The sequence below is a fragment of the Streptomyces sp. NPDC002577 genome (assembly GCF_053594815.1).
Genome location: NZ_JBSFWK010000026.1, coordinates 90,260 through 115,649, shown reverse-complemented (window position 1 = coordinate 115,649; position 25,390 = coordinate 90,260). Strand labels below are relative to the sequence as shown.

The window sequence follows — 25,390 nt, the reverse complement described above, 5'->3', positions numbered from 1 at the left end:
ATCGCAAGGCGCCGGAGCGCCCTCGTGGCGGAGCCACGTGGGCGTTTCGGCAACGCGGCGAGCGTGCGTGCCAGGCGCCGCGAGGCAGGCGGGAAATTTGACGACAGGGCCTAGAGGGCCGGGGCTCAGCGCAGTTCCTTGGGACAGGGTGTGCCCCGGGGCAGCTGGTAGGGCGCGGCAAGCCGGTAGACGCCGGGGCGCGGGGCGAGGAGTTCGGTCCACTTGTCGCCGGCCGTGTCCTCCTCGGTCTCCATCAGACAGCCGTTGTCGTTCCGGAACATCTTCGGAGTGCCCTCCTCGCGCTGCTTGGACGCCTCCGTCTCCTTCGGCGGCTCGACGCCCTTGCCCTCGGCGTCGACGAGTCCGAGCCACGGCGAGTACGGAATGCGGATGAGCACCAGTCCCGCCTGCTTCACCTCGATGGTCAGCTCGCCCTGTTCGGCGCGGTCGACGGTGGCGTTGGGCTCGGCGAGCGCGGTCGGGTCCTTGACGGCGAACAGCCGCCAGTTGGCGTCGGCCCACACCTGCTCGAGATAGGGCTGTCCGCGCAGTACGAGCTCGCGCTCCCGCTCGCCGCCGTGCCCGTCGGGCTCGTCCTTCGGAAGGACGACGTAGTGGACGGCCCAGCGCTTGAGCCAGTCGTGGTAGTTCGCGGAGTTCAGGGTGTCGTCGTAGAAGAGCGGGTTGCGCTCCATGTCGGCCTGCCGGTTCCAGCCGCGGGCCAGGTTCACGTACGGCGCGAGCGCGGACGCCTCGCGGTGCGAGCGGGCCGGGACGACCTCGACGCGGCCCTTCTCGGCACCGACCACCTGCAGCTGGTGGACCAGCGGGGCGAGCTCCCGCGCCCAGGACGCGGCGGGCGTCGTGTGCACCGCGTCGTCGGCCGCCTTGAAACCGATCCAGGCCACGGACCCCGCGACGGCGACGACGATCGCATACCACTTGCGTGTACGCGGCTCGGCGAACGGCAGCGCTGCCAGCAGCACCACCCCGGCGAACAGCATGGCGAGCCGGGTGATGTTGGAGCCGATCTGGGAGCTGATCAGCCAGGTGAGCAGCACGGCGAGGGCGTAGACGGCCGTGGTGAGGCGCACGGTCGTCCACTCCTTCGGTACGAGGAAGAGGACGAAGCCCGAGAACAGCAGCGGCAGCACGGCCGAGCCGAACCCCATCGGCTGGGTGCCCGAGAAGGGGAACAGCCAGGCGCACAGGCCGACCACGGCGGTCGGGGCGAGCCCCAGCGCATAGGCGCCCGGGCGTCTCTTCTGCAGGAACAGCGCGACGGCGACGAGCCCGACGAAGAGCCCGGCGACGGGTGACGAGGCGGTCGCGAGGCCGGCGAGCGGCGCGGCGACGGCGGCCTTCGCCCAGCGCCTGTACCGCCAGCGGTAGGGCCAGCAGAACACGGCGGCGACCGCCGCCAGCCCGAACATCGTGCCGAGGCCGTATGTCACACGGCCCGACACCGCGTTGCACAGCAGCGCGAAGACCGCGCCGGCCGCGGCCCACAGCGGCCGACGCACAGCACGGCTGCGGACCAGTATCAGCGTGACCAGCCCGGCCGAGACCGTGCCGGCGATCATCATCGTCGTCCGCACGCCGAGCAGGGACATCAGATACGGCGACACGACGCTGTACGACACGGGGTGCATGCCGCCGTACCAGGCGAGGTTGTACGCGGAGTCCGGGTGCCGGCCGACGAACTCGGCCCAGGCGTCCTGGGCCGCGAGATCGCCCCCGCTGTTGGCGAAGACGAAGAACCACACGATGTGCAGGACGGCCGCGACGGCCGTCACACAGGTCACCGGGTGGCGGAGCAGCATCAGCAGCCCGGGCCGGCCCGGACGTCCCCCGCTCGCGGAGGCGGTCGGGGGCGATGTGGGTTTCTGGGGCGACCGGGTGGGGGCCGCTTCAGAAACCTCGGGTGCGGCGTACTGCTCACGCCGCTGGGCGGGCAGCGCTATTCGCGCACCACCCTTTCCGTCATCCGGCTCCGCGTCGTCGGCCCGCGTCGGCTCCGCAGTGGCCACTCAAGACACTCCCCGTACGTGTGTAGTCCTCGTTCGGGGTCCCGGGGTCGTCCACCCCGGGCAAGCCCCGGCACCCGCCCCGATCCCCGCGACGCTAGCACGGGGACCGCCGGGAGGCTCCCTGACGGTTCGTCCCGGGGACGGTTCCAGGTCGTCTGGCGGACGGCTCGCGGTCACCCCGGGGGCATCGCCCCGGGGTGACCGCGGGCAGGGTCACCCCAGCCGGGTCAGCGCAACCGGGTCAGCCTGGCGCTGAAGGCGGGCTCCTTGAGCTCGTCCCGGAGCGCGATGGGGACCTCGACGGCGGTGCCGGAGCCGTCGCCGACGCTCAGCACGCCGACCTTGGCACCGGCCTTCGCCGTGTGCGGGACGGTCGTGCCGTCGTCGCCGAGCTTCAACCGGACGGTGAGCCCGGCCCAGCCGACCGCGGACACGTCCTTCGTGACGACCACCGGCGTGTGCCCGCCGAGACCGTCGTCCACGTACCCGACGACATCGCCCTTCTTCAGGATCGTCGCCCCCTTCAGGGCCTCCTGGGCCGCGAGCATCGCCGTCTTGCTGACCGCGTTGACGGTGTCGATGATCGGCGGCGTGTGCTGGCCGAGCACGGCGCCGACGACGGTCACCGTCTCCCCGCCGACCTCTTTGGTGGCGGCGAAGAGGAGGTTGCCGCCGGCCTTGGTGGTCGAGCCGGTCTTGATGCCAATCGCGTTGTCGTACGGCACCAGGCGGTTGTAGTTCTGCCAGACCGTGCCCGAGGGGTCCTTCCAGGTGGGCAGCTTGGTGATGTCCGTCAGCGCCTTGATCTTCACCAGCTCGTTGCCGAGCTTCACCTGGTCCTCGGCGGTGGAGACGGTGGTCTCCTTCAGCCCGGAGGGGTCCGTGTAGGTGGTGTTGGTCATGCCGAGCTTCTTGGCGGTGGCGTTCATCTTCTTGACGAACGCCTCCTCGGAACCGGCGTCCCAGCGGGCCAGCAGCCGCGCGATGTTGTTCGCGGACGGAATCATGATGGCGGCGAGGGCGTCCTTCTCGGAGAGCTTGTCGCCCTCCTTGACGGTGTTGAGCGTCGACTCGCCGTCGGCGTCGTACCCGCCCTCCTTCTGCGCCGTCGCGTCGACCGTGATCGACGGACCGTTCGCGCCGGACTTGAGCGGGTGGTCCTGCAGCGCGACGTACGCGGTCATGGCCTTGGCCACGGAACCGATCGGTACGGACTTCTGCTCGCCGAACTCGTCCATGGTGCCGAGGCCGGTGACGTCCATCCAGCCCTGGCCCTCCTTCGGCCACGGCAGCGACACCTTGCCGCCGTCGAAGGCGTACTTCGAGTCGGCCGTCAGCGTGAGCACCGGCGTCGGCAGCGGGCGCACCGCCTGCACGACCCCGAACACGATCACGAGCAGGATGACCAGCGGCGTCCAGATCTTGACCCGGCGCACGACGGTACGCAGCGGGGTCTCCGGCGGCGGAGGCGTGTTCGTCAGCTCGGCCAGCAGATCGAGCGGCGGCCTCGGCGGCAGGGGCTGCTGCGCGGTCCGCTCGGGACCGGCGTTCCCGGGCACCGCGGATCCCGTGGGGGCGGGGGCGGGGGCGCCGGGCTTCTTCGCCGCAGCGGGCTCGTCGAGCGGCTTCAGCGCCACGAACTTGCTGGCGCGCTCGGCATCGGGTTCGTCCTTGCGACGCCCGGCGCCGCGCGCCGCGTCCCCGCCCGCGGGACCACTTTTGCGGTCGCTCGGGGCACCCTGCGCCCCGTCGGACCGCTTCTCGTCGCCGCCCGGCTCGGCCGCACGGCCGTCAGCGGCCTTCTCACCGGGCTTCCGGCCGCCGATCTTCAGCATGGTCGTCGGCTGATCGACGGGGGGCCGGACGGTCCTGAACACGGCGGTGGCCTGATCGACACCGGGACCGGAGTCACCACGGTCACCGGTGTCGGCGGGCTCGGCGTCTGCGTCGGCGTCGGCAGGGGTGTCGGAGCCGGACGGGGCGTCGTCCGCGGAGCCGGTCTCGACGGCGGCATCGGCACCGGAGCCGTCGTCAGTTCGTGAATCGGCGTCAGCGGCGGAGCCGGCGTCACCCTCGGTCTCGGAGTCCGCGTCGGCGCCGATGGCCGAAAGCGAACCAGCACCATCGGCGGTACTCGGCTTGCCGTCTCCGGCGTCCGCCGCGTCCGCCGACATCGACTCCGGCTCCGACTCCGGCTCCGGCTCCGGCTCCGCACCAGCAGCAGGCCGAGGCCCGGCGGCCTCCGCCGCAGAGCGGGACTTCGGCTCGGCTTCGGCATCCCGGCGCGCATCCGCGCTCTGCGCGGGCTCGTCCGCGGCCGCTGCCGCAGACCCGGCATCCGCAGCCGACTCCCCCGGCTCCTCGCCGGCGTCGGCCGCGTGGTCCGCGTCGGCGTCCGCACCCGCCGCCCCCGCCGCGGACACGCGCTCAGAGCCCGAGCCTTCAGCGTCCGCGCCCGTCACCCACGCGGCCACAGCCGCACGAAGCCGCGCGTCGCCGACCGCGTCGGCACCGTCATTCGCGCTCTCCCCGTCACCGGACCCGCCCGACGCGACCGCGTCGGCGTCGGCCGGCGTCCTCGTGTCCGAAGAACCCGCCGTGTCCGCGTTCTCCGTCGCAGACGACGCCTCCCGGCGCGCCCGCGTCGCGAAGACCGCCGTCGGCTGGTCGACGCGGATGGAGACCTCGCGGGCGACCGCGAGCCGGGGGTCGCCGCCCCCCGAGGACGGCGCCGGAACCGGCACCTCGGCCGGATCCCCCGACGACTTCTGCTGCTCCGACATGTCGGGGGACTCGCCCGCCACCGATGCCTCCTTCATACGTCCGGCGCCCAACCGCTCAGTCTGCCGAACCCGCTGTCCGAACCATGTACCAGTGTCCTGTGTGAGGGCTTGGCCCTGCTGCCAGACGAGAACGACATACCTACCGGTTCCCTTACGAACCGGTCACGCACCCTCGACAGACCATTGTGAGAGGGGTCACCCTGTCATTCATCCACGCGGGGAGGCATGGATGGGCAGGAGCCGCAGAACTATTCCGGAGGAGCTACTGCTTCTCGCTCTGGACCCGGCCACGGGTACCACAGCGCAGCCGCAGTCGCTCGACCTCGGTCTGGCCGGAGCGCAGCTAGTGGAGCTGGCGCTGGCCGGACGTATAGCCCCAGACGGGGATCGTATCGCCGTGGTGGTACCACGGCCGACAGGAGATCCGACCTTGGACTCCGCACTGGAGCTGCTGCGCAGGCGCGGCGCTCCGGTCCGGGCTGTCCACTGGATCGGCGGGCCCCGCCTGGGGCTCCGCCAGACGTATCTCTCGCATCTCGAGCGGTGCGGCATGGTGCATGCCGTGCCGGGACAGATGTGCGGGGTACTGCCGACCACTCGCTACCAGGCGACCGACACGGAGATCAGCCGGGAGATAAGGACCCGGCTGGATTCGGCGATCCGTACCGGCGTGCCGCCGGACCCACGGACCGCGGCGCTCGCCGCACTGGCCCACGCGGTCGGACTCGGCAAGCACCTCTACCCGGGGAACGAGGGCCGCTCGTCGCGCTCCCGCCTCCGGGACCTGATCAGGCACGACCCCATGGGCGGCCTCGTGGCGCACGCCGTGATGGACGTCCAGAACGGTGTCGGTGTGCAGCCCCGCCGGGGCGCAGCCGCCGCCGGTGGTCGCCAGGGCGGCAGGGCGGCGGATCCCGGCAGGGTTCCGATGCAGGCACACCACGGGTCCATGGCACGCGCCGTGGCCCACTGAGCGGCACCACCCGCGCCACAGCAACACCGCAGCACCGCAGCACCGCAGCACCGCAGCGAGTGAGCCGAAGGGGCCAATGGCGCCCCGGAGGCGAACGAGCCCGAGAAAGCAGTCCCCTGACCCGGTTCGGGAGCCGCTGGACCGCGCGGGGCAGTGACGCCGGACCGTCGGAACGACGATTCGGCGCACCGCCCCGCGCGGCCGCTTTTCAAGGGCCCCGACGACCCCGTCAAGCCGCCGCCAAGGGCCCCATCACCGGCCCCAGGACTCGCAGGGACCCGACTGGCGTACTGCTGGCCCGTACAACTGACGCGTATGCGCCGAACATCCGGTGTTTTCCAGCGGTAGGAAGCACGTTGGTGGCAATCTGCTGAGCACCAGATACGCGAAGTTGACAGGCCCACAGCCGGAGGTGCACGTCCCGTGGCGTCCAATGTCAATCCCACCGTCAGGCGACGCCGACTGGGCCAGGAGCTGCGCCGGCTCCGAGAACAGAAGGGCATGACCGCCGAGGAGGTGGCGGAGCGACTGCTCGTGTCGCAGTCGAAGATCAGCCGCCTCGAGAACGGCCGCCGCTCCATCAGCCAGCGCGACGTCCGTGACCTGTGCGGCGTGTACGAGGTCGAGGACCACCGCATAGTCGACTCGCTGATGCAGATGGCCAAGGACTCGCGCCAGCAGGGCTGGTGGCATTCCTTCGGCGACATCCCCTACAGCGTCTACATCGGCCTGGAGACGGACGCGGCCTCCCTGCGCGTGTACGACCCGCAGGTCGTGCCCGGCCTGCTCCAGACCCGGTCGTACGCGGAGGCGCTGATCGCCGGCGCGCTGCCGGAGACGGCGCCCACCGACATCGACAAGCGCGTCCAGGTCCGGATGCGCCGTCAGGAGCGGATCTCCTCGCCCAGCAATCCGCTGCGGCTGTGGACCGTGCTGGACGAGGCGGCGCTGCGCCGGGTCGTCGGCAGCCGCAACGTGATGCGCGATCAGCTCGAGCACCTCGTGGAGCAGTCCCAACTGCCGCATGTCACGGTGCAGGTCATCCCGTTCGACATGGGCGCCCACCCGGGCCTCAACGGCCAGTACGCCATCCTCGAGTTCCCCGACACGGCCGACTCGAGCGTGGTCTACATCGAGGGCGTCACCAGCGACCTCTACCTGGAGAAGGCGAACGACGTCCACAAGTACAGCGTCATGTACGAGCATCTGCGCGCGCAGGCGCTGAATGTGGAGCAGTCGCGGAACTTCATCGCGGACATCGCCAAGGACTACGCCCGGTGATCCCGTCGATCCCGTCGACGAACAGGCCGTAAGAACCGCGAAGGGGACATGGATCCGCCCGAACCGGGAAGGCGCCGCACCGTACACCTTCGCCACATCCGGGCGGAAGCCTCCAATGGAATATGCCATCCGGTCGAGTGAATGGCAGCTTCGGTTCCGGATGTTGGCGGGTAGCGTCGATCACGCCACCGTGCAAGAACGTTGGCGCACACCGCACAGTCCCGACGGCGTTGGCCTCGGCCAGCATCCGCACGGCACTGCGGGAGCAACTCGACAACTGGGTAAACCGGAGCAAACATGGCAATTCAGCAGGGCGCCACGGATACGTGGGTCAAATCCTCGTACTCCACGGGAAACGGCGCATGTGTCGAGGTCAGGTCCCCGGTTCTGCACGCGATCGCCGTGCGGGACTCCAAGGTTCCCGAAGGCCCCGCCCTGGGCTTCGCGCCTGACTCCTGGAACACGTTCGTGTCCGAGGTGAGCCGGGGAGCCTTCCGCCTCGGCTGATGCACCACTCACACCGGAAGACCAGCACAACCGACAACTGCACAAGCACCACCCGACAGCCCTCTCGACTGGCCCGCCGTCCCGGCCGAGGGGGCGCTCCCTTTTTTTAAAGCTCGGTTCGCTGTGGGGAAGACAGCTCAGCCGACAGGGCGCGACCAGATGGGTCTGCCTACGGTCAGCGCAAGTTGTCCACGTACTTGTCCGTTCCCGGCACCGTCGGAATGAACGGCGCCACCAACTCCACCCGACCCAACCCCGTCTCGGCCACCTGGGCATCCAGCCCCCTGAAGTGCCCCTCCCAGCACTCCCTCGGGTCCGCCTCCAGGAACCACAGCAGCGTCAGCCGTGTGTCGACGCCCTCGACCTGCTTCACATACGTCATCCGGTCGCCCGGCAGCGGCGTCGGCCGGAACACCGTGACCATCGCGGCCGGTGAGCCCGCCAGCCGGTTCGGCAGATGCCGCGACCGCAGCCACTCCAGCAACTCCGCCCGCGCGCCCGGCCCTTCCGCGTCGACAACCTCGACGACCAGCCCCGCATACGGATGGTCGAGCGCATGGAAGTCGCGCGGGCCGGCTGCGCCGTCCCGGTAGACCGTCGCCTCGTGGTCCTGGAACGCCGTGAAGACGTGGCGGCGCTCCCGGTAGACCCGGCCGTCCCTGTTGAGCCGCTTGTTGATGCCGACGGTCCACTTCATGTGCTCGTCGTAGCGGCCCTCGGTGACCCAGTACACCGAGATGTAGCAGCCCGCGGTCACCGGCTCGGCGACCGCCGACTTCTCCGGGTAGCGCAGCAGTTGCAGGTCGCGTGTGGCGACCCAGCGGCGGCCGGCGTACATCCAGGGCATCGCCATCGCGCCCGCGTAGAAGTGGTCGTCCTCGTACCAGCGGTTGTAGGCGTACTCATGGCCGGGGTGCGGTTCCACCATGGTGATCAGGGCGTGGCCGGGGTGCACGCCGTAGGGCCCCACGGCGGCCAGCTCCGCGTACACGTCGCTGCGGGTGCCCGCGGTCGCCTCCGCGGCGGTCCCTGCGGCTGACTCCTCGTTCATGGCTGTCCCCTTCCTTCCTCCGCCGGACGGCCCTAACCTGACCCCGCCCACTCTGACGCTCCGTCAGAAAATCCACCAGACCCCGGAGGCGCATGTGTTGCTGGAGGGGAAGACCGTCGTCGTATCAGGCGTCGGCGCCGGGCTCGGTCACCGCGTCGCCTCGGCCGTCGTACGCGACGGGGGCAACGCCGTGCTGGGCGCGCGCACCGAGGCGCATCTCGCCAAGTCCGCCGCCGAGATCGACCCGGACGGCACCCACACCGCGTATCTGCCGACGGACATCCGGGACGAGGGCCGGTGCGAGGCGCTCGCGGCGCTGGCGCGGGAGCGGTTCGGGCGCATCGACGCGGTGGTCCATGTCGCCGCGTGGGACAGCTACTTCGGAGGTCTCGAGGACGCCGACTTCGCCACCTGGCAGGAGGTCATGGACGTGAACCTGCTGGGGACGCTGCGGATGACCCGGGCCTGTCTGCCGGCGCTGAAGGAGCGCGGCGGGTCGGTCGTCATCATCGGTACGCAGTCGTCGGTGGCCGCCCCGTCGCAGGTGCGGCAGGCGGCGTACGCGGCGTCCAAGGGCGCGCTGACGTCGGCGATGTACTCGCTGGCGCGCGAGCTCGGCCCGCACCGGATCAGGGTCAACACGGTGCTGCCGGGCTGGATGTGGGGCCCTCCGGTCGAGGCGTACGTGCAGCTCACGGCGCTCACCGAAGGGGCGCCGGAGGAAGAGGTACTGCGACGGCTCACCGACAGGATGGCGCTGCCCGAGCTGGCCACGGACGGGGATGTGGCGGACGCGGCGGTGTTCCTGGCGTCCGACCGCGCGCGGGCGATCACCGGACAGTCGCTGCTCGTGAACGCGGGGGAGCTCATGCGGTAGCGAACGGCGTTCGCGTCACCTCCTTCTCGGCCGCCGCACGGGACCCGCATCCCGCGCGGGCGTACGTCTGTGCCTTCGTAGCCCTCGTAGTTGCACGGCGCCTGACGAAGCGCCCGCCCATGGTGGGCGTTTCGTCGCGCACACGACAACGCCCCGAAAGGTCAAGAACAAGCAAAATGGTTCGACTTTCTGATCCCTGTTCACGTCCATGACCGAAATGACGTCTTGACCGGTCCGCCGAACCGAGAGTTGAATCCCCGAAGTCCCCAACTCCCGCACGGGGGCGCCCGCTGAAACGGACGTACTGACGAAGAGCCGCAACGTTCACAAGGCGGACCCCTGGAGGGGGCACATGAACAGTCTCGACTGGGTCGTGCTCATCGGCTACTTCGGCGTGATGGTCGCGATCGGGCTGTGGTCGCACAAACGCGTCGACAACGTCAGCGACTTCTTCACGGCCGGCGGGAAGATGCCGTGGTGGCTGTCCGGCATCTCGCACCACATGTCCGGCTACAGCGCCGTGATGTTCACCGGCTTCGCCGGTATCGCCTACCAGTACGGCATCACGTCCTTCGTCACCTGGTCCTTCCCCATCGCCATCGGCATCGCGATCGGCGTCCGGCTGTTCGCGCCGCGACTGAACCGGCTGCGCTCGCGCCTCGGCGTCGCCTCGCCGCTGGAGTACCTGAAGGACCGCTACAACATCGCCACGCAGCAGGCGCTCGCCTGGTCCGGCGTCCTGCTGAAGATCGTGGACGTGGGCGCCAAGTGGGCTGCCATCTCGACGCTGCTGTCCATCTACACGGGCATCACCATCACGCAGGGCATCTTCATCACGGGCTTCATCACCGGCATCTACTGCACGGTGGGCGGCCTGTGGGCCGATGCGCTGACCGAGATGGGGCAGTTCGTCATCCAGTTCTTCGCGGGTATCGCGATGCTGGTGGCGGTGCTCGTGGAGCTGGACGGCATCTCCACTTTCTGGACCGTCTGGGACAAGCTGCCCGAGGGGCACGGCCATCCGACGGCCGGGCCGTACACGGTGACGTTCTTCGTCGCGATCACCTTCATCAAGACCTTCGAGTACAACGGCGGCATGTGGAACCAGGCCCAGCGCTACATGGCCACCCACTCCGCCCGTGACGCGGCCCGTTCCGCGGCCCTCTCGGCCGTCCTGTGGGCCGTCTGGCCGCTGATCCTCTTCTTTCCGATGTGGTGCGCCCCGCTGCTGGTCAAGGCCCAGAAGCCCGACGCGTCCGATTCGTACGCCCTGATGACCGAGCAGTTGCTGCCGCACGGCCTCCTCGGCCTGGTCATCGTCGGGTTCTTCTCGCACACGATGGCCATGTGCTCCTCCGACGCCAACGCCATCTCCGCGGTCTTCACCCGGGACATCGCCCCGGCGCTGGCGAAGAGGGCGCGCACCTGGTCGGAGAAGGCGGGCCTGGTGGCCGCCCGCTGGTCGACGATCACGTTCCTGCTGCTGTCCATGGCGATCGCCACGCAGGTCAACTCGGCCACGTTCAAGGACATCATCACCGTGGTGGTGAAGTGGGTCGCCGGGCTGATGGGCCCGATCGCGATCCCGTTCATGCTGGGCCTGCTGGGGACGTTCCGCAGGTCGGGCCCGACGGCCGCGCTGACCAGCTGGGCCGCGGGTCTGCTCGCCTTCTTCTTCGTCAACTACAACCTGGACTTCTCGCAGCGCACGGACGTGCCGCTGCAGTACCAGGTCTCCGTGCCGCTCGCGATCTCACTCGTCCTGTACATCGTGATCGGTTTCGTGAAACCCGAGGACACACCCGAGCGCGACGCGATCATCGACCGCATCAATGTGGACGGAGACTCGGCGGCCGCGGCGGTTCCGGCGCCGGCGGGTCCGGTGGAGGACACCCTGGGGGCGCGGGCGAAGGAGTGAGAGGGCGGCGGCTGCGGGGCATCGTTTCGGCGGCTCGCCCGGTGCCCCGCTGCTGCCCCGCCTCACCCTCGCGGATACCGCGCCAGCCACCCGGGAGACGACCCGGCCGGCCCGTGCAGGGCCGGCCCCTGGGTCATCTCCATCGCGAAGTCGTCGGCGAGTTCGAGAAGCGTGGGACGGCCCTCCAGCTCGGCGAGCCAGCCGGGCGGGAGGGCCGTCTCGCCGTGCAGGGCGCCGAGCAGCGCGCCCGTGAGCGCCCCCACGGCGGCCGAGTCGCCGCCGTGGTTGACGGCCATGCACAGCCCGTGCCGCATGTCCTCGGCGACGAGCGCGCAGTAGACGGCGGCCGCGAGCGGCCCCTCCGCCGTGCCGGGCGGCCCGGCCAGCTCCTCCACGCGGGCGGGCGTGGGCAAGCCCTGCCGCACCGCGCCCAGTGCGTGCTGCAGGGCGTCCGTGACGGGCTGGTGGCCCGGGCGGGCGGCGAGCAGCGACAGGGCCCGCTGCACGGCCGCGTCGAGGATCTCGCCGCGGGCCAGCGCATGCACGATCACCGCGTACGCGCCTGCCGACAGATGCGCGACCGGGTGACCGTGCGTCTGGACGGCGCACTCGACGGCGAGCTGCGCGACGAGCCCCGGCTCCCAGCCGACGAGCAGGCCGAAGGGCGCGGAGCGGAGCGCGGCCCCGGCGCCCCGCTCCTCGGGGTTCTTCGGCTTCTCGAGCGTGCCCATGGTGTCGTCGCCGAGTCCGTTGAGGCAGGCGCGGGACGGGTCGCGGCGGGCGTAGAGCCACTCCTCGCGGGCCAGCCAGCCGTCGTCCTCGCGGCGCTCGTCGGGGCCCCAGTCGCTCTGCGTCGCCGCCCAGCGGCGGTAGGCGCGGTGCAGGTCGGTCGGCGGATGCCAGGCTCCGGTGTCGCGCCGGACCTGGGCGCGGATGAGCCCGTCCACGGTGAACAGGGTGAGCTGCGTCGTCGCGGTGACGGCGCCGCGGCGGCCGTGTGCGGAGGCGAGGTCGGTGAGACCTTCGTCGCCGTGCTCGGCCCGGATCTCCTCCAGCGAGACGGTCGCGACGGGGGCGCCCAGGGCGTCGCCCACGGCGACCCCGAGGAGCGTGCCGCGGACCCGGCTGCGGAAGTCCTGTTGTTCCGCACGGCCCCAGACCGCGCCGAGTGCTGCGCTCACCGGGCCCTCCTTCCTGCCCTCCCGCGTACGGCTGACTGCGCAGCACTGTAATCGAACGCGAATCGCCGGTTCAGGACCTTGATCGGAACGGGTGCGGGGCGCCCACGGCGCCCGCCGTTCCGGTTGGCGCGAACGCCACAACCGTTGGGCGGGCTTGGCGGTCAAGGTGAACGACTGCCGTACACAGACCCAACTGCCGGTGCCGCGCGTGCTGGTGCCGCCGGCGAACCGACGTACTGGAGAAGAGCCGATGTCCCACGCCTCCCGCCACCGGGCCGTCGCCGCGCGCTGCGCCGCCGTGGCCGCCCTGCTGACCACCCCCTTGGTGGTGTCCGGCGGTCTCGCCGCACCGGCCGTCGCCGCCCCCGGCGGGGCGACGCCCGTCGTCGACTTCAACGGGGACGGATACGCGGATCTGGCCATTTCCGCGCCCTACGGAACCGTGTCCGGGATCCCCGAAGCGGGCTACATCTCCGTCGTGTACGGCTCCTCAGCGGGCACCGACACCGCGCATCCGCAGCTGATCACGCGCGCGACCGCGGGCGTGCCGGGGGACCTCGCGCAGTACGAATCCTTCGGCCGCACCACGGCCGCCCGCGACCTCGACGGCGACGGCTGCACGGACCTCGTCGTGGGCGACTACGCCGCGCCGGCGGTGCTCTGGGGCTCCGCGAAGGGCCTGCGCACAGCGACCGCCCTCCCCCTGCACGCCTACACACTGGCGGCGGGCGACATCAACGGCGATGGCCACGCCGACCTCCTGACCAAGGGCGACGAGGGCCTTCAGGTGAGTTACGGCCCCTTCTCCCGCGCCGGGGTCCCCTCCTCCACGGAGACCCTCCCCTTCGAGGACGGGGACTTCCCCCAGGCCGTCGCCGTGGGCGACATGACGGGCGACGGCGCCGACGACATCGTCACGACCCACGGCTTCGAGGAGAAGCAGGGCAAGTCCCGCTTCTGGGCGGGCGGGAAGGACGGCCTCAGCCACACCTTCAAGACCACCGGCTACTACACGGTCGGCGGGATCATCGCCGACGTGGACAAGGACGGCTACGGCGACTTCATCGCCCTGCAGACCGACCAGGTCTCGGAGGACCGCGACTGGGAAGCCGGGGCGATCCGCGTCGTCTACGGCTCCGCGTCCGGGCCCTCCACGCGTACGGCGAAGATCGACCAGGAGACGCCGGGCGTCCCCGGAGTGAGCGAGGAGGGCGACCACGACCTCCATTCCGGCGACCAGTTCGGGTACTCCCTCGCCGCGGGCGACGTCACCGGCGACGGCTACCCGGACGTCGCCGTGGGCGTGCCCGGCGAGGACATCGGCTCGGTCCCCGAGGCGGGCGCCGTCGTCCTGCTCAAGGGCAGCGCAGCGGGCCTCACCGGCAAGGGCGCGCAGGCCTTCCACCAGTCGACCAAGGGCGTACCCGGCATCTCGGAGGAGGGCGACTACTTCGGCATGTCCGTGTTCCTCGCCGACGTCAACGCCAACAACCGCGCCGACCTGGCAGTGGGCACCCCCTACGAGGACGGCACCTACGCGGACTCGGGCGCCGTATGGGTCCTGCGCGGCTCGAAGTCCGGCCTGACCACGAACAACATCACGTCGTTCGGTCCGCGGGCGCTGGGCGCGCCGCAGAAGGAGGCGCGCTTCGGGGACAGCTTCGCGCGGTAGGGACAGCTTCGCGCGGTAGGAGGACGCCCAGCGGCGGCGGCCGTCAGTCCAGCACCGGCAGCAGCTCCGGCAGATGCCCGTCCGACGCCTCCGCCGCGCGCTGCCGCTCCTCCGAGACCTCCCCGTACACCGTCGTCCGCGGCCGGGCCGGGCGGCCCGCCGCATCGGCGATGGCGACGAGGTCCTTGATGGAGCGGTACGAGCCGTAACTCGAACCGGCCATCCGGGAGATGGTCTCCTCCATCAGCGTGCCGCCCAGGTCGTTCGCGCCGGAGCGGAGCATCTCCGCCGCGCCCTCCGTGCCGAGCTTGACCCAGCTGGTCTGGATGTTGGGGATGTGCGGGTGGAGGAGGAGGCGGGCCATGGCCGTCACCGCTCGGTTGTCGCGGGTGGTCGGGCCCGGGCGGGAGATGCCCGCCAGGTAGACCGGGGCGTTGGTGTGGATGAACGGGAGCGTCACGAACTCCGTGAACCCGCCGACGCCCTTCGCGAGCGCCGTCTCCTGGATGCGGGACAGGGTCCGGAAGTGGCCGAGCCAGTGCCGCGGCTGGTCCACATGGCCGTACATCATCGTGGACGAGGAGCGGATGCCCAGCTCATGGGCGGCCTCCACGACCTCGATCCAGGTGGCCGTGGGCAGCTTGCCCTTGGTCAGGACCCAGCGCACCTCGTCGTCCAGGATCTCCGCCGCCGTGCCGGGGATCGAGTCGAGCCCCGCCTCCTTCGCGGACGCCAGCCAGTCCCGTATCGACATTCCGGTGCGCGTGGCGCCGTTCACGACCTCCATCGGGGAGAAGGCGTGGACGTGCATGCCGGGCACGCGCGCCTTCACGGCGCGGGCGATGTCGAAGTACGCCGTGCCGGGCAGGTCCGGGTGGATGCCGCCCTGCATGCAGACCTCGACCGCGCCCACGTCCCACGCCTGGGCGGCGCGGTCGGCGACCTGCTCCAGCGAGAGCGTGTACGCGTCGGCGTCCGTGCGGCGCTGCGCGAAGGCGCAGAAGCGGCAGCCCGTGTAGCAGACGTTGGTGAAGTTGATGTTCCGCGTGACGATGTACGTCACGTCGTCGCCGACGACCGATTTACGCAGGTCGTCCGCGATGGAGCACAGGGCGTCCAGCGCCGGGCCGTCCGCGTGCAGCAGCGCCAGCGCCTCGTCGTCCGTCAGCTTCGTCGGGTCGTCGGCGGCCGTGGCGAGGGCGGCGCGGACGTCGCCGTCGATGCGCGACGGCACCATCCCGGGCGCGGCCTGCTCGCGCAGCGCCTCCCAGTCGCCGTAGACCTCGTCGAAGTCGTCACGCCGGTCGGACGTACGCCCCTCGGTGTCGATCGTGCGGTGCAGGTCCGTACGGCCGGCGGCCACGAACCCCTCGTCGGGCTCCTGCCAGGGGCGGCCCACGACCTCCGCGTCCGGGTTCGCCAGGCCCGTCTCCGGGTCCGCCAGCGCCCGCACGTGCGGCAGCAGCCGCGGGTCCAGCCAGGGCTCGCCGCGCCGCACGAACTCCGGGTAGACGCACAGGCGTTCCCGCAGCTCGAAGCCGGCGGCCGCGGACCGCTCGGCCAGCAGCTCGATCCCCGGCCACGGCCGCTCCGGGTTCACATGGTCGATCGTCACCGGGGAGACCCCGCCCCAGTCGTCGATCCCGGCGCCGATCAGCCGCTCGTACTCCGCGTCGACCAGGTTCGGCGGGGCCTGCAGACAGGCCGACGGGCCCATGATGTGGCGGGCGACGGCGACCGTGGCGACCAGGTCGTCGAGCTCGGCGTCCGGCATCCCGCGCATCGCCGTGTCCGGCTTGGCGCGGAAGTTCTGGATGATCAGCTCCTGGATGCCGTGGTACGAGCGGGCGACGCGGCGCAGCGCGAACAGCGAGTCCGCGCGCTCCTCGTACGTCTCGCCGATGCCGATCAGCAGGCCGCTGGTGAAGGGGACGGAGGAACGGCCCGCGTCCTCCAGGACCCGCAGCCGGACCGCGGGCTCCTTGTCGGGCGATCCGAAGTGCGGCCCGCCGGGCTCGCTCCACAGCCGCTCGGCGGTCGTCTCCAGCATCATGCCCATGCTCGGCGCGACCGGCTTGAGCCGCTGGAAGTCCGTCCACGACATGACCCCCGGGTTGAGGTGCGGCAGCAGACCGGTCTCCTCGAGGATGCGGATCGCCATCGCCCGGACGTACGCGATGGTGTCGTCGTACCCGTGGGCGTCCAGCCACTCGCGGGCCTCCGGCCAGCGGTCCTCCGGCTTGTCGCCGAGGGTGATCAGGGCCTCCTTGCAGCCCAGTTCCGCGCCGCGGCGGGCGATGTCGAGGACCTCGTCCGGCGACATGAACATCCCGTGGCCCGCGCGCCGCAGCTTGCCCGGCACGGTCGCGAACGTGCAGTAGTGGCACTTGTCGCGGCACAGGCGCGTGAGCGGGATGAAGACGCTCTTCGAGTACGTGATGACACCCGGGCGCCCCGCGGCCGCCAGGCCCGCGTCCCGCACCCGGGCGGCCGACGCCGTGAGGTCCCGCAGATCGTCCCCGCGCGCCTGCAGCAGCACCGCCGCCTCGGCGGTGTCCAGCGCGACGCCGTCCCGCGCCCGCCTCAGCGCACGGCGCATGGCGTTCGCGGTGGGGGCGGCCCCACCGGCGGGCTGGGTTCCGAGCGGCTGCGCAGGCTGCGGATCATTCATGCCCCCGAGCATACGAGCGCGCACCGACATCGTCTGCGACGCGTCGAGTGCCACTGATCACGCCTTTTCATGTGCCCGTTCACGTTTGGTCTCGCCGTCGGTGGTGGCGCGCGGCGCCAACCACGGTCGGCTTCCGGCCGAGAGAGGCGCCTGCTGGGCGATACCTGCCGCTCCCCTTCCCTTACAAGGACGTCACGGCTCACCACCAGGGTTAGGTGTATGACCCACCGTCACCGGCGACCCCCGGGAGCCGGCATGTGCGAGGACCACGACATCGGACGACGCGTTCGTGACGGAACCGGTGCACCCGACTTTGTGTACCTCCCCGTCGAAATCCCCGGCGGCGCAAGCGAGATCCGCGTCGGCTACACCTACGACAAGCCGGCCGTGCCCGCCGGAGCGGGCCAAGGGCCGGGGCCGCGCCCGGTACCGCGGCGACTGCCATCTGCACTCCTGGTACTCGGACGGTCCGAGTCCGCCGCTCTGCGCACCTGGCTCAGCGAGCATCGGGCGTGGTCCGGGTGGCCAGCGATCTGGCACGCGTCGAGGTTCACCAGCAGCACATTGCGCCGTGCCGCTGCTGCCCTCCCACGGGCCGTCACGGCGCTCAAGGGAGTGCACCTCATTCCGCTGGGCGACCGTGTGGTGACCAAGGCCATGTCTGTCGGCGACTCGGCACTCCGCAGCATCGACGCACTGCATCTGTCATCAGCCATGCTGCTCAAGCCGCGGCTGACGCACTTCGTCGTCTACGACAAGCGGCTCTACGACGCAGCCCAGGCTGAGGGCCTGCACCCGATGCGGCCGGGAGCGTAGCCGTGGTCGGCCTCACCCCTGCCACACGATCGCCTGCAGCTCGCTGTACGCATGCAGGGCGTACGAGCCGACGTCCCTCCCGACCCCGGACTTCTTGAACCCCCCGAACGGCGCCTCCATGTTGCGCCCGACCGTGTTGACGCCGACCCCGCCGGCCCGGAGCCGCCGTGCGACGCGGAAGGCGCGGGCCACGTCGCCGGACCACACGTAGTCGATCAGCCCGTAGTCGCTGTCGTCGGCGAAGGCGACGGCCTCCTCCTCGTCGTCGAAGGGGACGACCACGACGACCGGGCCGAAGATCTCCTCCCGGACGACCCGCATGTCGTTGGTGCAGTCGGTGAGGAGGGTGGGGGCGACGTAGAAACCCCTGTCGAGCTCCGGCCGCATCCCGCCCGCGACCACCCGCGCGCCCTCCTTGCGGCCCAGCTCCACGTACGACTCGACCCGGTCCCGGTGGGCCGCCGAGATCACCGGGCCGACGACCGTGCCCTGCTCCCTCGGGTCGCCGACCTTCATGAAACCGATGTACCGCGTCAGCTGCTCGACGAGCCGGTCGTGGACGGGCCGCTGGACGAGCACGCGGGTCGGTGCGGTGCAGATCTGCCCGCTGTAGAAGGCGTACGTCGTGCCGATGCCCGCCACGGCCGCGTCCAGGTCGGCGTCCTCGAAGACGACGGCCGCGCCCTTCCCGCCCAGCTCCATCAGCTGCCGTTTCATGCCGCGGCCGCACACCTCGGCGATGCGCTGTCCGACGGCGGTCGAGCCGGTGAAGCTCACCATGTCGACGTCCGGGGATTCGACGGCGGCCTCGCCGACGCCGGCGTCCGCGCCGGAGACGACGTTCACGACGCCCGGTGGAGCCCCGGCCGCCTGAAGCGCCTCCGCCATCCGGTACACCGACAGCGGGTCCTGCGGCGCGGGCTTCACGACCACCGTGTTGCCCATCGCCAGCGCGGGCGCGACCTTCCCGGCCGGGTTCGCCCAGGGGTTGTTGTACGAGGTGATGCAGGTGACGACGCCGACGGGCTGCCGTATGGCCAGGGCGCCCATGACGCCCGCCTTCCCCATCGGGCCCGCCTCGTTGATCTGCGGCGGAAGCGGGGTCTCGACAGGCTCCAGCGCCCCCTTCGCGTACCGCCGGAAGCGGGCCACGCTCACCCCGACCTGCATGGCGCGCGCCGTGCCCGTCGTGGCGCCGCTCTCGGCCTGGGCGAGGTCTGCGTACGGGACGAAGTTGCGCTGGATCTCGTCCGCCGCCCGGTCGAGAATCGCGGCGCGCTCCTCGGGCGCCGTACGCGACCAGGACGCGAAGGCCTCGCGCGCCGCGCGCGCCGCCTCGTGCACCTGGGCGCGGCTCGCCTCCGGTGCGAGCCCGACGGTCTCCTCGGTCGCCGGGTCGGTCACCTCGTAGTGGCCGCAGTCCGGCTCGGCCCACTCGCCGCCGATGAACAGCCGCTGTGTATCGGTCACCGGGTGCTCACCGTCCTCGTGTCCCGCCCTGAGCGCAGCACCTTGCCGGGCACGGCGCCGGTCACCACGTCGTCGCGGATCGCCTCGACGCCGTTGACCCACACCGCGTTGACGCCGATCGCCTTGGCGTCGAGGCGCGGGCTGTCGCCGGGCAGGTCGTGGACGAGGGTGGCCTGGCCCGCCTCGATCCGCTCGGGGTCGAAGAGGACGAGGTCGGCGTGGAAGCCCTCGGCGATGCGCCCGCGCTCCCGCAGGCCGAAGAGCCGCGCCGGATCGTCCGTCAGCATCTTCACGGCCTGCTCCAGCGTGACGAGTTTCCGCCCGCGCAGGCAGTCCCCGATGAAGCGTGTCGTGTACGGGGCACCGCACATACGGTCCAGGTGGGCGCCCGCGTCGGAGCCGCCGAGCATGACGTCCTCGTGGGCCCAGGTCTCCTGGCGCAGCGCCCAGGACGCCGGGTCGTTGTCGCTGGGCATGGGCCACAGCACCGTGCGCAGGTCGTCGTTGGCGCAGATCTCCACGAGGCACTGGAACGCCTCCTGGCCGCGTTCGGCCGCGATGTCCTTCACGACCCGTCCGGTGAGGCCCTCGTTCTCCTCGCTGTACGTGTCGCCGATGACGTACCGCCCGAAGTTCGCGAGCCTGCGGAAGACTCCGGCCTCCTTGGAGTCGGCGCGGCGCAGCATCTCCGCCCGTACGTCCGGGTCGCGGAGCCTGGCGATCCGCTCGGGCACGGGCAGGCCCAGGATCTCGCCCCAGCCGGGGATGAGGTTGAGCGCGCAGAAGGTGCCGAGCGACATGTTCATGGGCGTGAGGATCGGCATGGTCAGCGCCACGATCCGGCCGCCCGCCTTGCGGGCGCGCTCGCTGGGGATGAGCTGGCGCGGCACGCGCTCGGGCACGGCGGCGTCGACCGTCAGCACGTTCCAGTTGAGGGGCCGTCCCGCGGCCGCGCTCATCTCCACGAAGAGGTCGATCTCGTCGTCGGAGAACTGGTCGAGGCAGCCGGCGACGATCGCCTCGAGCTGGGTGCCCTCGTGCTCGCCGACGGCCTTCGCCAGCGCGATCAACTCGGCCGGTCCTGCGTGCCGGGACGCGACGGGTTCGCCGTCCCCGTCCGAGTGCGTGGAGGACTGGGTCGTGGACAGGCCCCACGCGCCCGCGTCCATCGACTCGTGGAACAGCCGGAGCATCTCCTCCAGCTGCGCGGGCGTCGGCTGCCCGCCGACCGCGTCCGCCCCCATGACGTACCGCCGCAGCGCGCAGTGCCCCACCATGAAGCCCGCGTTGACGGCGATGCGCCCCTCCAGCGCGTCGAGGTAGTCGCCGAAGGTGTGCCAGTTCCAGGGCGCGCCCTCCTCCAGCGCGACCAGCGACATCCCCTCGACCTTGGACATCATCCGCCGTGTGTAGTCGGCGTCCTCGGGCCGCTCGGGGTTGAGGGGCGCGAGCGTGAAACCGCAGTTGCCGCCCGCGACGGTCGTCACGCCGTGGCCCAGGGACGGCGTCGCGTACGGGTCCCAGAAGAGCTGTGCGTCGTAGTGCGTGTGCGGGTCGACGAAGCCGGGAGCGAGGACGAGCCCGGTGGCGTCCTCGCTGGTCCTGGCCTCCTCGGTGACGGTGCCGGGCTCAGCGACGACGGCGATGCGGCCGTCGCGTATGCCGACGTCGGCGGTGTACGAGGGCGCGCCCGTGCCGTCCACGACGGTCGCGCCCTTGACGAGGTGGTCGAGCATTGGCGGCGCCCCTTTCGAGTACGAGTCCGCGTACGAGAGGTCAGGCGGCCTGGCGGAACCGGGTGGTCCGGTGCACCGGATCCGTGTCGATCTTCGGGATGACGTGCTCGCCGATGAGCCGGATCGACTGCAGCGTGTCCTCGCGCAAGATCCCGACCGGCAGGCCGAAGGAGATCTGGTCGGCGCCCGCCTGCTCCCAGCGCTTGCACTGCCTGAGCACCTCCTCCGGGTCGCCGCAGATCAGCAGCTCCTCGGCGATGAGGAGTTCGATGATCTCCTCGTTGTACTCGGGCAGCGTCTCGGGCCACTCGGGGAAGCCCTCGGGACGCGGGAAGGTGTCGTGGTAGCGGAAGACGAGGGACGGCAGATAGTGCAGTCCGCCGTTCGCGGCGATCCGCACGGCCTCCTCGTGCGTGGGCGCGCAGACGGCGGTCGTCGTCACCATGACGTTGTCGTTGACGAAGTCCCCGACCGGCTCGGCCTTGGCGATGTTCGACTTGTACTGCTCGAGGACCCACTCCATGTCGGAGACCTTCTGGACGCTGAAGCCCAGCACCCCGAGGCCCTTCCTCGCCGCCATGGCGTACGAGGGCGGGGACCCGGCCGCGTACCACATCGCCGGGTGCGACTTCCCGTACGGCTTGGGCAGGATCTTGCGCGGCGGCAGCTGCCAGTGCTTGCCCTGGAACCCGGCGTACTCCTCCTGGAGCCACATCTTCGGGAACTCGGCGATGGTCTCTTCCCAGATCTCCTTCGTGTGGTTCATGTCGGTGATGCCGGGGAGGAAGCCGAGGATCTCGTGGCTGCCGGCGCCCCGGCCGCTGCCGAACTCGAACCGGCCCTCGCTCAGGTGGTCGAGCATGGCGACCTTCTCGGCGACCTTCACCGGGTGGTTGACCTGCGCGAGCGGGTTGAAGATCCCCGAGCCGAGGTGGATGCGCTCGGTGGCGTGGGCGAGATAGCCGAGGAAGACGTCGTTGGCGGAGAGGTGCGAGTACTCCTCCAGGAAGTGGTGCTCGGACGCCCAGACGTACTTGAAGCCGGACTTGTCCGCCTGGATCGCGTACTCGGTCTCCTCCATCAGCGCCTTGTGCTCCGCGAGCGGGTCGGTCTCGGCCCGCTTGCCCAGATATCCCTGTACGAAGAGCCCGAATTCCAAGGAGGTTCACCGTCCCCTGTCAGAGTTTCTGACGTACCGTCAGATTCACAGCTAGCGCCGACTGTCGCACCGCACCCTCGGCCCGTCAATACCTGACCGACCGTCAGATCACGCTGACCCCCGCCAGCCACCCGCCGTCGATCACGAACGGCTGTCCCGTGATGTACGAGGAGTCCTCGCTGGACAGGAACAGCGCGAGGCGCGCCACCTCCTCCGGCTGTCCGATCCGGCCCATCGGCACGAGCTTGCGGTAGAGCTCGTCGACGGCCGCCGAGATCTCCTCGGCGTGCGCCGCGCCGGGGTCGAGCTGCGCGGGATTGCTCATGGCGGTGTCGATCGCACCCGGGCAGACGGCGTTGACCCGGATGTTCTTCGCGGCGAGCTCCAGCGCGGCGACCCGGGTGAGGCCGAGGATGGCGTGCTTGGTCGCTGTGTACGCGCCCACGCCGGCCATGCCGGTCACCCCCGCGTACGAGGCGGTGTTGACGATCGTCCCGCCGCCGGCCGCCGCGATCTCGGGCGCGACGGTCTTGATGCCGAGGAAGACGCCGACCTGGTTGACCTGGAGGACCTGCTGGAACTCCTCCAGAGGCGTGGAGACGAGCTCGTTGAACCGCAGGATGCCCGCGTTGTTGACCAGCCCGTCGATCCGTCCGTACGCGCCCTTGGCCGCGGCCACGGCGGACCGCCACTCGGCCTCCTGGCTCACGTCCAGGTGGAGGTAGAGGCCGCCCAGCTCCTTGGCCAGCGCCTCGCCCTGGTCGTCCAGTACGTCTCCGAGGACGACCTTGGCCCCTTCGGCCGCGAAGAGCCGGGCCTCCTGTTCGCCCTGCCCGCGTGCCGCGCCGGTGATGATGACGACGCGGCCGTCCAGCTTGCCCATGACGCTCCCTAGGTGAGGTGAGGTGTGGTGTCGGTGCGGCTTGGATGCAGTGCGGTGCGGATCAGCTGAGATGCGGCGCGACGTCGGTGCCGAAGGCCGCCATCTGGTCGGTGAGTTCGGTCCGGCTGCGGCTGCGGAACCGCACCTGGATCTGGTGGACGCCCATCGCGGCGTACGCGCGCAGCGATTCGGCGAGCGCGTCGGGAGGGCCACTGAGGGTGCGGCGTCCGACGTCCCAGCCGGGCTCGCCGACGTACAGGGGTTCGGTGACGGCGCCGATGGTGACCGGGGCCGTGATCCCGGCCTCCTCCCGGAGCCGCCTGAGCCGGGCGATCTGCTGCGGCATCCGGTCGCGCGGGTCGCCCTGCGGCAGCCAGCCGTCGCCCTTGAGGGCGGCACGGCGTACGGCGGCGGGCGAGGACCCGCCGACCCAGAGCGGGACCCGGGCCTGGGCGGGCCGGGGCCGCTGCCCGAGCCCCTCGAACGCGTAGAGCTTCCCGTGGTGTTCGGGGAACTCGTCCGGCCCGAGGGCCGCCTTCAGCGCGTCGATGGCCTCGTCGAGGACGGCTCCGCGCCCCGCGAAGTCGACGCCGAGGGCCTCGAACTCCTCCGCCACGTGCCCGGCGCCGACCCCGAGGATCAGCCGGCCGCCGGAGAGATGGTCGAGCGTCGCGTACTGCTTGGCCGTGACGAGCGGATGGCGGAGCCCGACGACGGCGACATGGCTGAGAAGCCGTACGCGCTCGGTCACTCCCGCGAGGAAGGCGAGGGTGGCGACGGGGTCGTACCAGACGGTGCTCATCGCCGTGGCGAGGCGCCGCGGGATGGCGACGTGGTCGCAGCCCGCGATGTAGTGGAACCCGCTGCGGTCGGCGGCCCGGGCGATCTCGGCGAGGTCGGCGGGGCCGGCGGTGGCCTCCCAGGGCTCGGCGTAGATCGTGCTCTGCGACTGGACCGGGAGCTGCATTCCGTAGACGAGCTCGACATCCTGGGCCATCGCTAGACCCCCGCCCACAGGCCGTCCTCCGTCAGCCCGAGCAGATCGATGGCGTTGCGCCGTACGATCCGGTCGACGACGTCCGGCGGCAGGTGTCCCATCTGGGCCTCGCCGACCTCCTTGGACTTCGGCCAGGTGGAGTCCGAGTGCGGGTAGTCGGTCTCGTACAGGACGTTGCCGACCCCGATGGCGTCCAGGTTCCTGAGGCCGAAGGCGTCGTCGAAGAAGCAGCCGTAGACGTGCTCGGCGAAGAGCTCGGACGGCGGCCGGTGGACCTTGTCCGCGACTCCGCCCCAGGCGCGGTTCTCCTCCCAGACGACGTCGGCGCGCTCGAGGATGTAGGGGATCCAGCCGATCTGCCCCTCGGCGTACATGACCTTGAGGTGCGGGAAGCGTTCGAACTTCCCGCTCATCAGCCAGTCGACCATCGAGAAGCAGCAGTTGGCGAAGGTGATGGTGGAGCCGACGGCGGGTGGCGCGTCGGCGGATGTGCTCGGCATCCTGCTCGACGACCCGATGTGCATGGCGATCACGGTGCCGGTCTCGTCGCAGGCGGCGAGGAGCGGATCCCAGGCGTCGGTGTGAATGGACGGCAGGCCGAGGTGGGGCGGGATCTCGGAGAAGGCGACGGCCCGTACGCCGCGGGCGGCGTTGCGGCGGACCTCGGCGGCGGCCAGCCCGGCGTCCCAGAGGGGGATGAGGGTGAGCGGTATGAGCCGCCCCTGCGCGTCAGGGCCGCACCACTCCTCGACCATCCAGTCGTTGTAGGCCCGGACGCCGAGCAGCGCCAGCTCGCGGTCCTCGGCCTCGGTGAAGGTCTGCCCGCAGAACCGGGGGAAGGTGGGGAAGCAGAGGGCCGACTGGACGTGGTTGACGTCCATGTCGGCGAGCCGCTGCCGCACGTCGTACGAGCCCGGGCGCATCTGCTCGTACGTGATGACCTCGAGCCTGATCTCGTCCCTGCCGTATCCGACGGCCGTGTCGAGGCGCGTGAGGGGCCGGTGCAGGTCCTCGTAGACCCACCAGTCGCCGACCGGCCCGTCGTCGCCCTTGTCGCCCATGACGGGCGCGAACTTCCCGCCCAGGAAGGTCATTTCCTTCAGCGGCGCGCGCACGATGCGCGGTCCGGCGTCCCGGTACCTGGACGGGAGCCGGTCCTGCCAGACGTGGGGCGGCTCGACCGTGTGGTCGTCCACCGAGATGATCTCCGGGAAGGTTGCCGAGGTCGTGTCCGAGGTGTCCGTGGTCTCCATACGGCTCACGGTAGCGCCGATCTGACGAACCGTCAGCTATCGTGCGGGCCCTCGGCAACCGGTGATGACCTTGTGAGAGGCGGCCCTCGGAGCTGACGCATCCGCCATGAACAAGGCAAACTGACGGGTGCG

At 70.9% G+C, this 25,390-nt stretch carries 18 protein-coding genes; 7 read left to right on the top strand and 11 right to left on the bottom strand.

The features are described 5' to 3' along the window. Positions 1–125: 125 nt before the first annotated feature. The gene (locus ACWD4J_RS27795; protein ID WP_451398158.1) at positions 126–2,030 is read right to left on the bottom strand and encodes an MFS transporter; all 1,905 of its coding nucleotides are present in this window, start codon (positions 2,028–2,030) and stop codon (positions 126–128) included. A 227-nt stretch (positions 2,031–2,257) separates the two neighbouring features. Beyond that, complete coding sequence (locus ACWD4J_RS27790; protein WP_451398157.1) at positions 2,258–4,834, bottom strand: D-alanyl-D-alanine carboxypeptidase; 2,577 nt, start codon at positions 4,832–4,834, stop codon at positions 2,258–2,260. Positions 4,835–5,042: 208 nt separating this feature from the next. On the opposite strand from ACWD4J_RS27790, the gene ACWD4J_RS27785 reads away from it, so the two are divergent. The 3 genes from ACWD4J_RS27785 (at position 5,043) to ACWD4J_RS27775 (ending at position 7,574) form a co-directional block, all read left to right on the top strand. Next, positions 5,043–5,786 carry a GOLPH3/VPS74 family protein gene (locus ACWD4J_RS27785; RefSeq protein ID WP_451398156.1) on the top strand — a complete coding sequence of 248 codons (744 nt, stop codon included), beginning with the start codon at positions 5,043–5,045 and terminating at the stop codon, positions 5,784–5,786. Positions 5,787–6,209: 423 nt separating this feature from the next. Further along, positions 6,210–7,067 (top strand): helix-turn-helix domain-containing protein, encoded by an 858-nt coding sequence (locus ACWD4J_RS27780; RefSeq protein ID WP_451398155.1) that lies wholly within the window; start codon positions 6,210–6,212, stop codon positions 7,065–7,067. Positions 7,068–7,364: 297 nt separating this feature from the next. Beyond that, positions 7,365–7,574, top strand: coding sequence for a DUF397 domain-containing protein (locus ACWD4J_RS27775; RefSeq protein ID WP_451398154.1), 210 nt, complete (start codon positions 7,365–7,367; stop codon positions 7,572–7,574). 175 nt (positions 7,575–7,749) lie between these two features. Here ACWD4J_RS27775 and ACWD4J_RS27770 read toward each other — a convergent pair whose 3' ends face one another. Continuing rightward, positions 7,750–8,625 (bottom strand): hypothetical protein, encoded by an 876-nt coding sequence (locus ACWD4J_RS27770; protein ID WP_451398153.1) that lies wholly within the window; start codon positions 8,623–8,625, stop codon positions 7,750–7,752. A gap of 94 nt (positions 8,626–8,719) precedes the next feature. Here ACWD4J_RS27770 and ACWD4J_RS27765 point away from each other — a divergent pair, with 94 nt between their 5' ends. Further along, positions 8,720–9,502, top strand: coding sequence for an SDR family oxidoreductase (locus ACWD4J_RS27765; RefSeq protein WP_451398165.1), 783 nt, complete (start codon positions 8,720–8,722; stop codon positions 9,500–9,502). A 352-nt stretch (positions 9,503–9,854) separates the two neighbouring features. Further along, complete coding sequence (locus tag ACWD4J_RS27760; protein ID WP_451398152.1) at positions 9,855–11,420, top strand: sodium:solute symporter family protein; 1,566 nt, start codon at positions 9,855–9,857, stop codon at positions 11,418–11,420. Between the two features lie 62 nt (positions 11,421–11,482). Here ACWD4J_RS27760 and ACWD4J_RS27755 read toward each other — a convergent pair whose 3' ends face one another. Beyond that, complete coding sequence (locus ACWD4J_RS27755) at positions 11,483–12,601, bottom strand: ADP-ribosylglycohydrolase family protein (protein ID WP_451398151.1); 1,119 nt, start codon at positions 12,599–12,601, stop codon at positions 11,483–11,485. Positions 12,602–12,851: 250 nt separating this feature from the next. On the opposite strand from ACWD4J_RS27755, the gene ACWD4J_RS27750 reads away from it, so the two are divergent. Then, positions 12,852–14,273, top strand: a complete 1,422-nt coding sequence (locus tag ACWD4J_RS27750; protein WP_451398150.1) for an FG-GAP-like repeat-containing protein — start codon at positions 12,852–12,854, stop codon at positions 14,271–14,273. Between the two features lie 43 nt (positions 14,274–14,316). On the opposite strand, the gene ACWD4J_RS27745 is transcribed toward ACWD4J_RS27750, so the two are convergent. Beyond that, on the bottom strand, positions 14,317–16,944 hold the full coding sequence (locus tag ACWD4J_RS27745; protein ID WP_451398149.1) for a bifunctional FO biosynthesis protein CofGH: 2,628 nt from the start codon (positions 16,942–16,944) through the stop codon (positions 14,317–14,319). 255 nt (positions 16,945–17,199) lie between these two features. Between ACWD4J_RS27745 and ACWD4J_RS27740 the strand changes: the two genes are divergently transcribed. Beyond that, a complete protein-coding gene (locus ACWD4J_RS27740; protein ID WP_451398166.1) occupies positions 17,200–17,760 on the top strand; it encodes a hypothetical protein in 561 nt (186 codons plus the stop codon). A 12-nt stretch (positions 17,761–17,772) separates the two neighbouring features. Here the strand turns inward: ACWD4J_RS27740 and ACWD4J_RS27735 are convergent, their stop codons facing one another. From ACWD4J_RS27735 to ACWD4J_RS27710, 6 genes are all read right to left on the bottom strand, one after another. Then, positions 17,773–19,230: an aldehyde dehydrogenase family protein gene (locus ACWD4J_RS27735; RefSeq protein ID WP_451398148.1), complete on the bottom strand. Its 1,458-nt coding sequence runs from the start codon at positions 19,228–19,230 to the stop codon at positions 17,773–17,775. Continuing rightward, positions 19,227–20,966, bottom strand: coding sequence for an N-acyl-D-amino-acid deacylase family protein (locus ACWD4J_RS27730; protein WP_451398147.1), 1,740 nt, complete (start codon positions 20,964–20,966; stop codon positions 19,227–19,229). Before ACWD4J_RS27730 ends, ACWD4J_RS27735 begins: the two co-directional genes overlap by 4 nt. 40 nt (positions 20,967–21,006) lie before the next feature. Continuing rightward, a complete protein-coding gene (locus ACWD4J_RS27725; protein ID WP_451398146.1) occupies positions 21,007–22,125 on the bottom strand; it encodes an LLM class flavin-dependent oxidoreductase in 1,119 nt (372 codons plus the stop codon). Positions 22,126–22,228: 103 nt separating this feature from the next. After that, complete coding sequence (locus tag ACWD4J_RS27720) at positions 22,229–23,008, bottom strand: SDR family NAD(P)-dependent oxidoreductase (RefSeq protein WP_451398145.1); 780 nt, start codon at positions 23,006–23,008, stop codon at positions 22,229–22,231. A 61-nt stretch (positions 23,009–23,069) separates the two neighbouring features. Then, positions 23,070–24,005: an LLM class F420-dependent oxidoreductase gene (locus tag ACWD4J_RS27715; RefSeq protein ID WP_451398144.1), complete on the bottom strand. Its 936-nt coding sequence runs from the start codon at positions 24,003–24,005 to the stop codon at positions 23,070–23,072. A gap of 2 nt (positions 24,006–24,007) precedes the next feature. Next, positions 24,008–25,258 carry an amidohydrolase family protein gene (locus tag ACWD4J_RS27710; protein WP_451398143.1) on the bottom strand — a complete coding sequence of 417 codons (1,251 nt, stop codon included), beginning with the start codon at positions 25,256–25,258 and terminating at the stop codon, positions 24,008–24,010. Positions 25,259–25,390: the final 132 nt, after the last annotated feature.

Excerpts from the sequence above, each read along its gene's own strand:
- ACWD4J_RS27760 (WP_451398152.1), top strand. The coding sequence starts at position 9,855 with ATGAACAGTCTCGACTGGGTCGTGCTCATCGGCTACTTCGGCGTGATG.
- ACWD4J_RS27745 (WP_451398149.1), bottom strand. The coding sequence starts at position 16,944 with ATGAATGATCCGCAGCCTGCGCAGCCGCTCGGAACCCAGCCCGCCGGT.
- ACWD4J_RS27740 (WP_451398166.1), top strand. The coding sequence starts at position 17,200 with ATGTGCGAGGACCACGACATCGGACGACGCGTTCGTGACGGAACCGGT.
- ACWD4J_RS27750 (WP_451398150.1), top strand. The coding sequence starts at position 12,852 with ATGTCCCACGCCTCCCGCCACCGGGCCGTCGCCGCGCGCTGCGCCGCC.
- ACWD4J_RS27720 (WP_451398145.1), bottom strand. The coding sequence starts at position 23,008 with ATGGGCAAGCTGGACGGCCGCGTCGTCATCATCACCGGCGCGGCACGC.
- ACWD4J_RS27770 (WP_451398153.1), bottom strand. The coding sequence starts at position 8,625 with ATGAACGAGGAGTCAGCCGCAGGGACCGCCGCGGAGGCGACCGCGGGC.
- ACWD4J_RS27775 (WP_451398154.1), top strand. The coding sequence starts at position 7,365 with ATGGCAATTCAGCAGGGCGCCACGGATACGTGGGTCAAATCCTCGTAC.
- ACWD4J_RS27785 (WP_451398156.1), top strand. The coding sequence starts at position 5,043 with ATGGGCAGGAGCCGCAGAACTATTCCGGAGGAGCTACTGCTTCTCGCT.
- ACWD4J_RS27730 (WP_451398147.1), bottom strand. The coding sequence starts at position 20,966 with ATGCTCGACCACCTCGTCAAGGGCGCGACCGTCGTGGACGGCACGGGC.
- ACWD4J_RS27710 (WP_451398143.1), bottom strand. The coding sequence starts at position 25,258 with ATGGAGACCACGGACACCTCGGACACGACCTCGGCAACCTTCCCGGAG.
- ACWD4J_RS27715 (WP_451398144.1), bottom strand. The coding sequence starts at position 24,005 with ATGGCCCAGGATGTCGAGCTCGTCTACGGAATGCAGCTCCCGGTCCAG.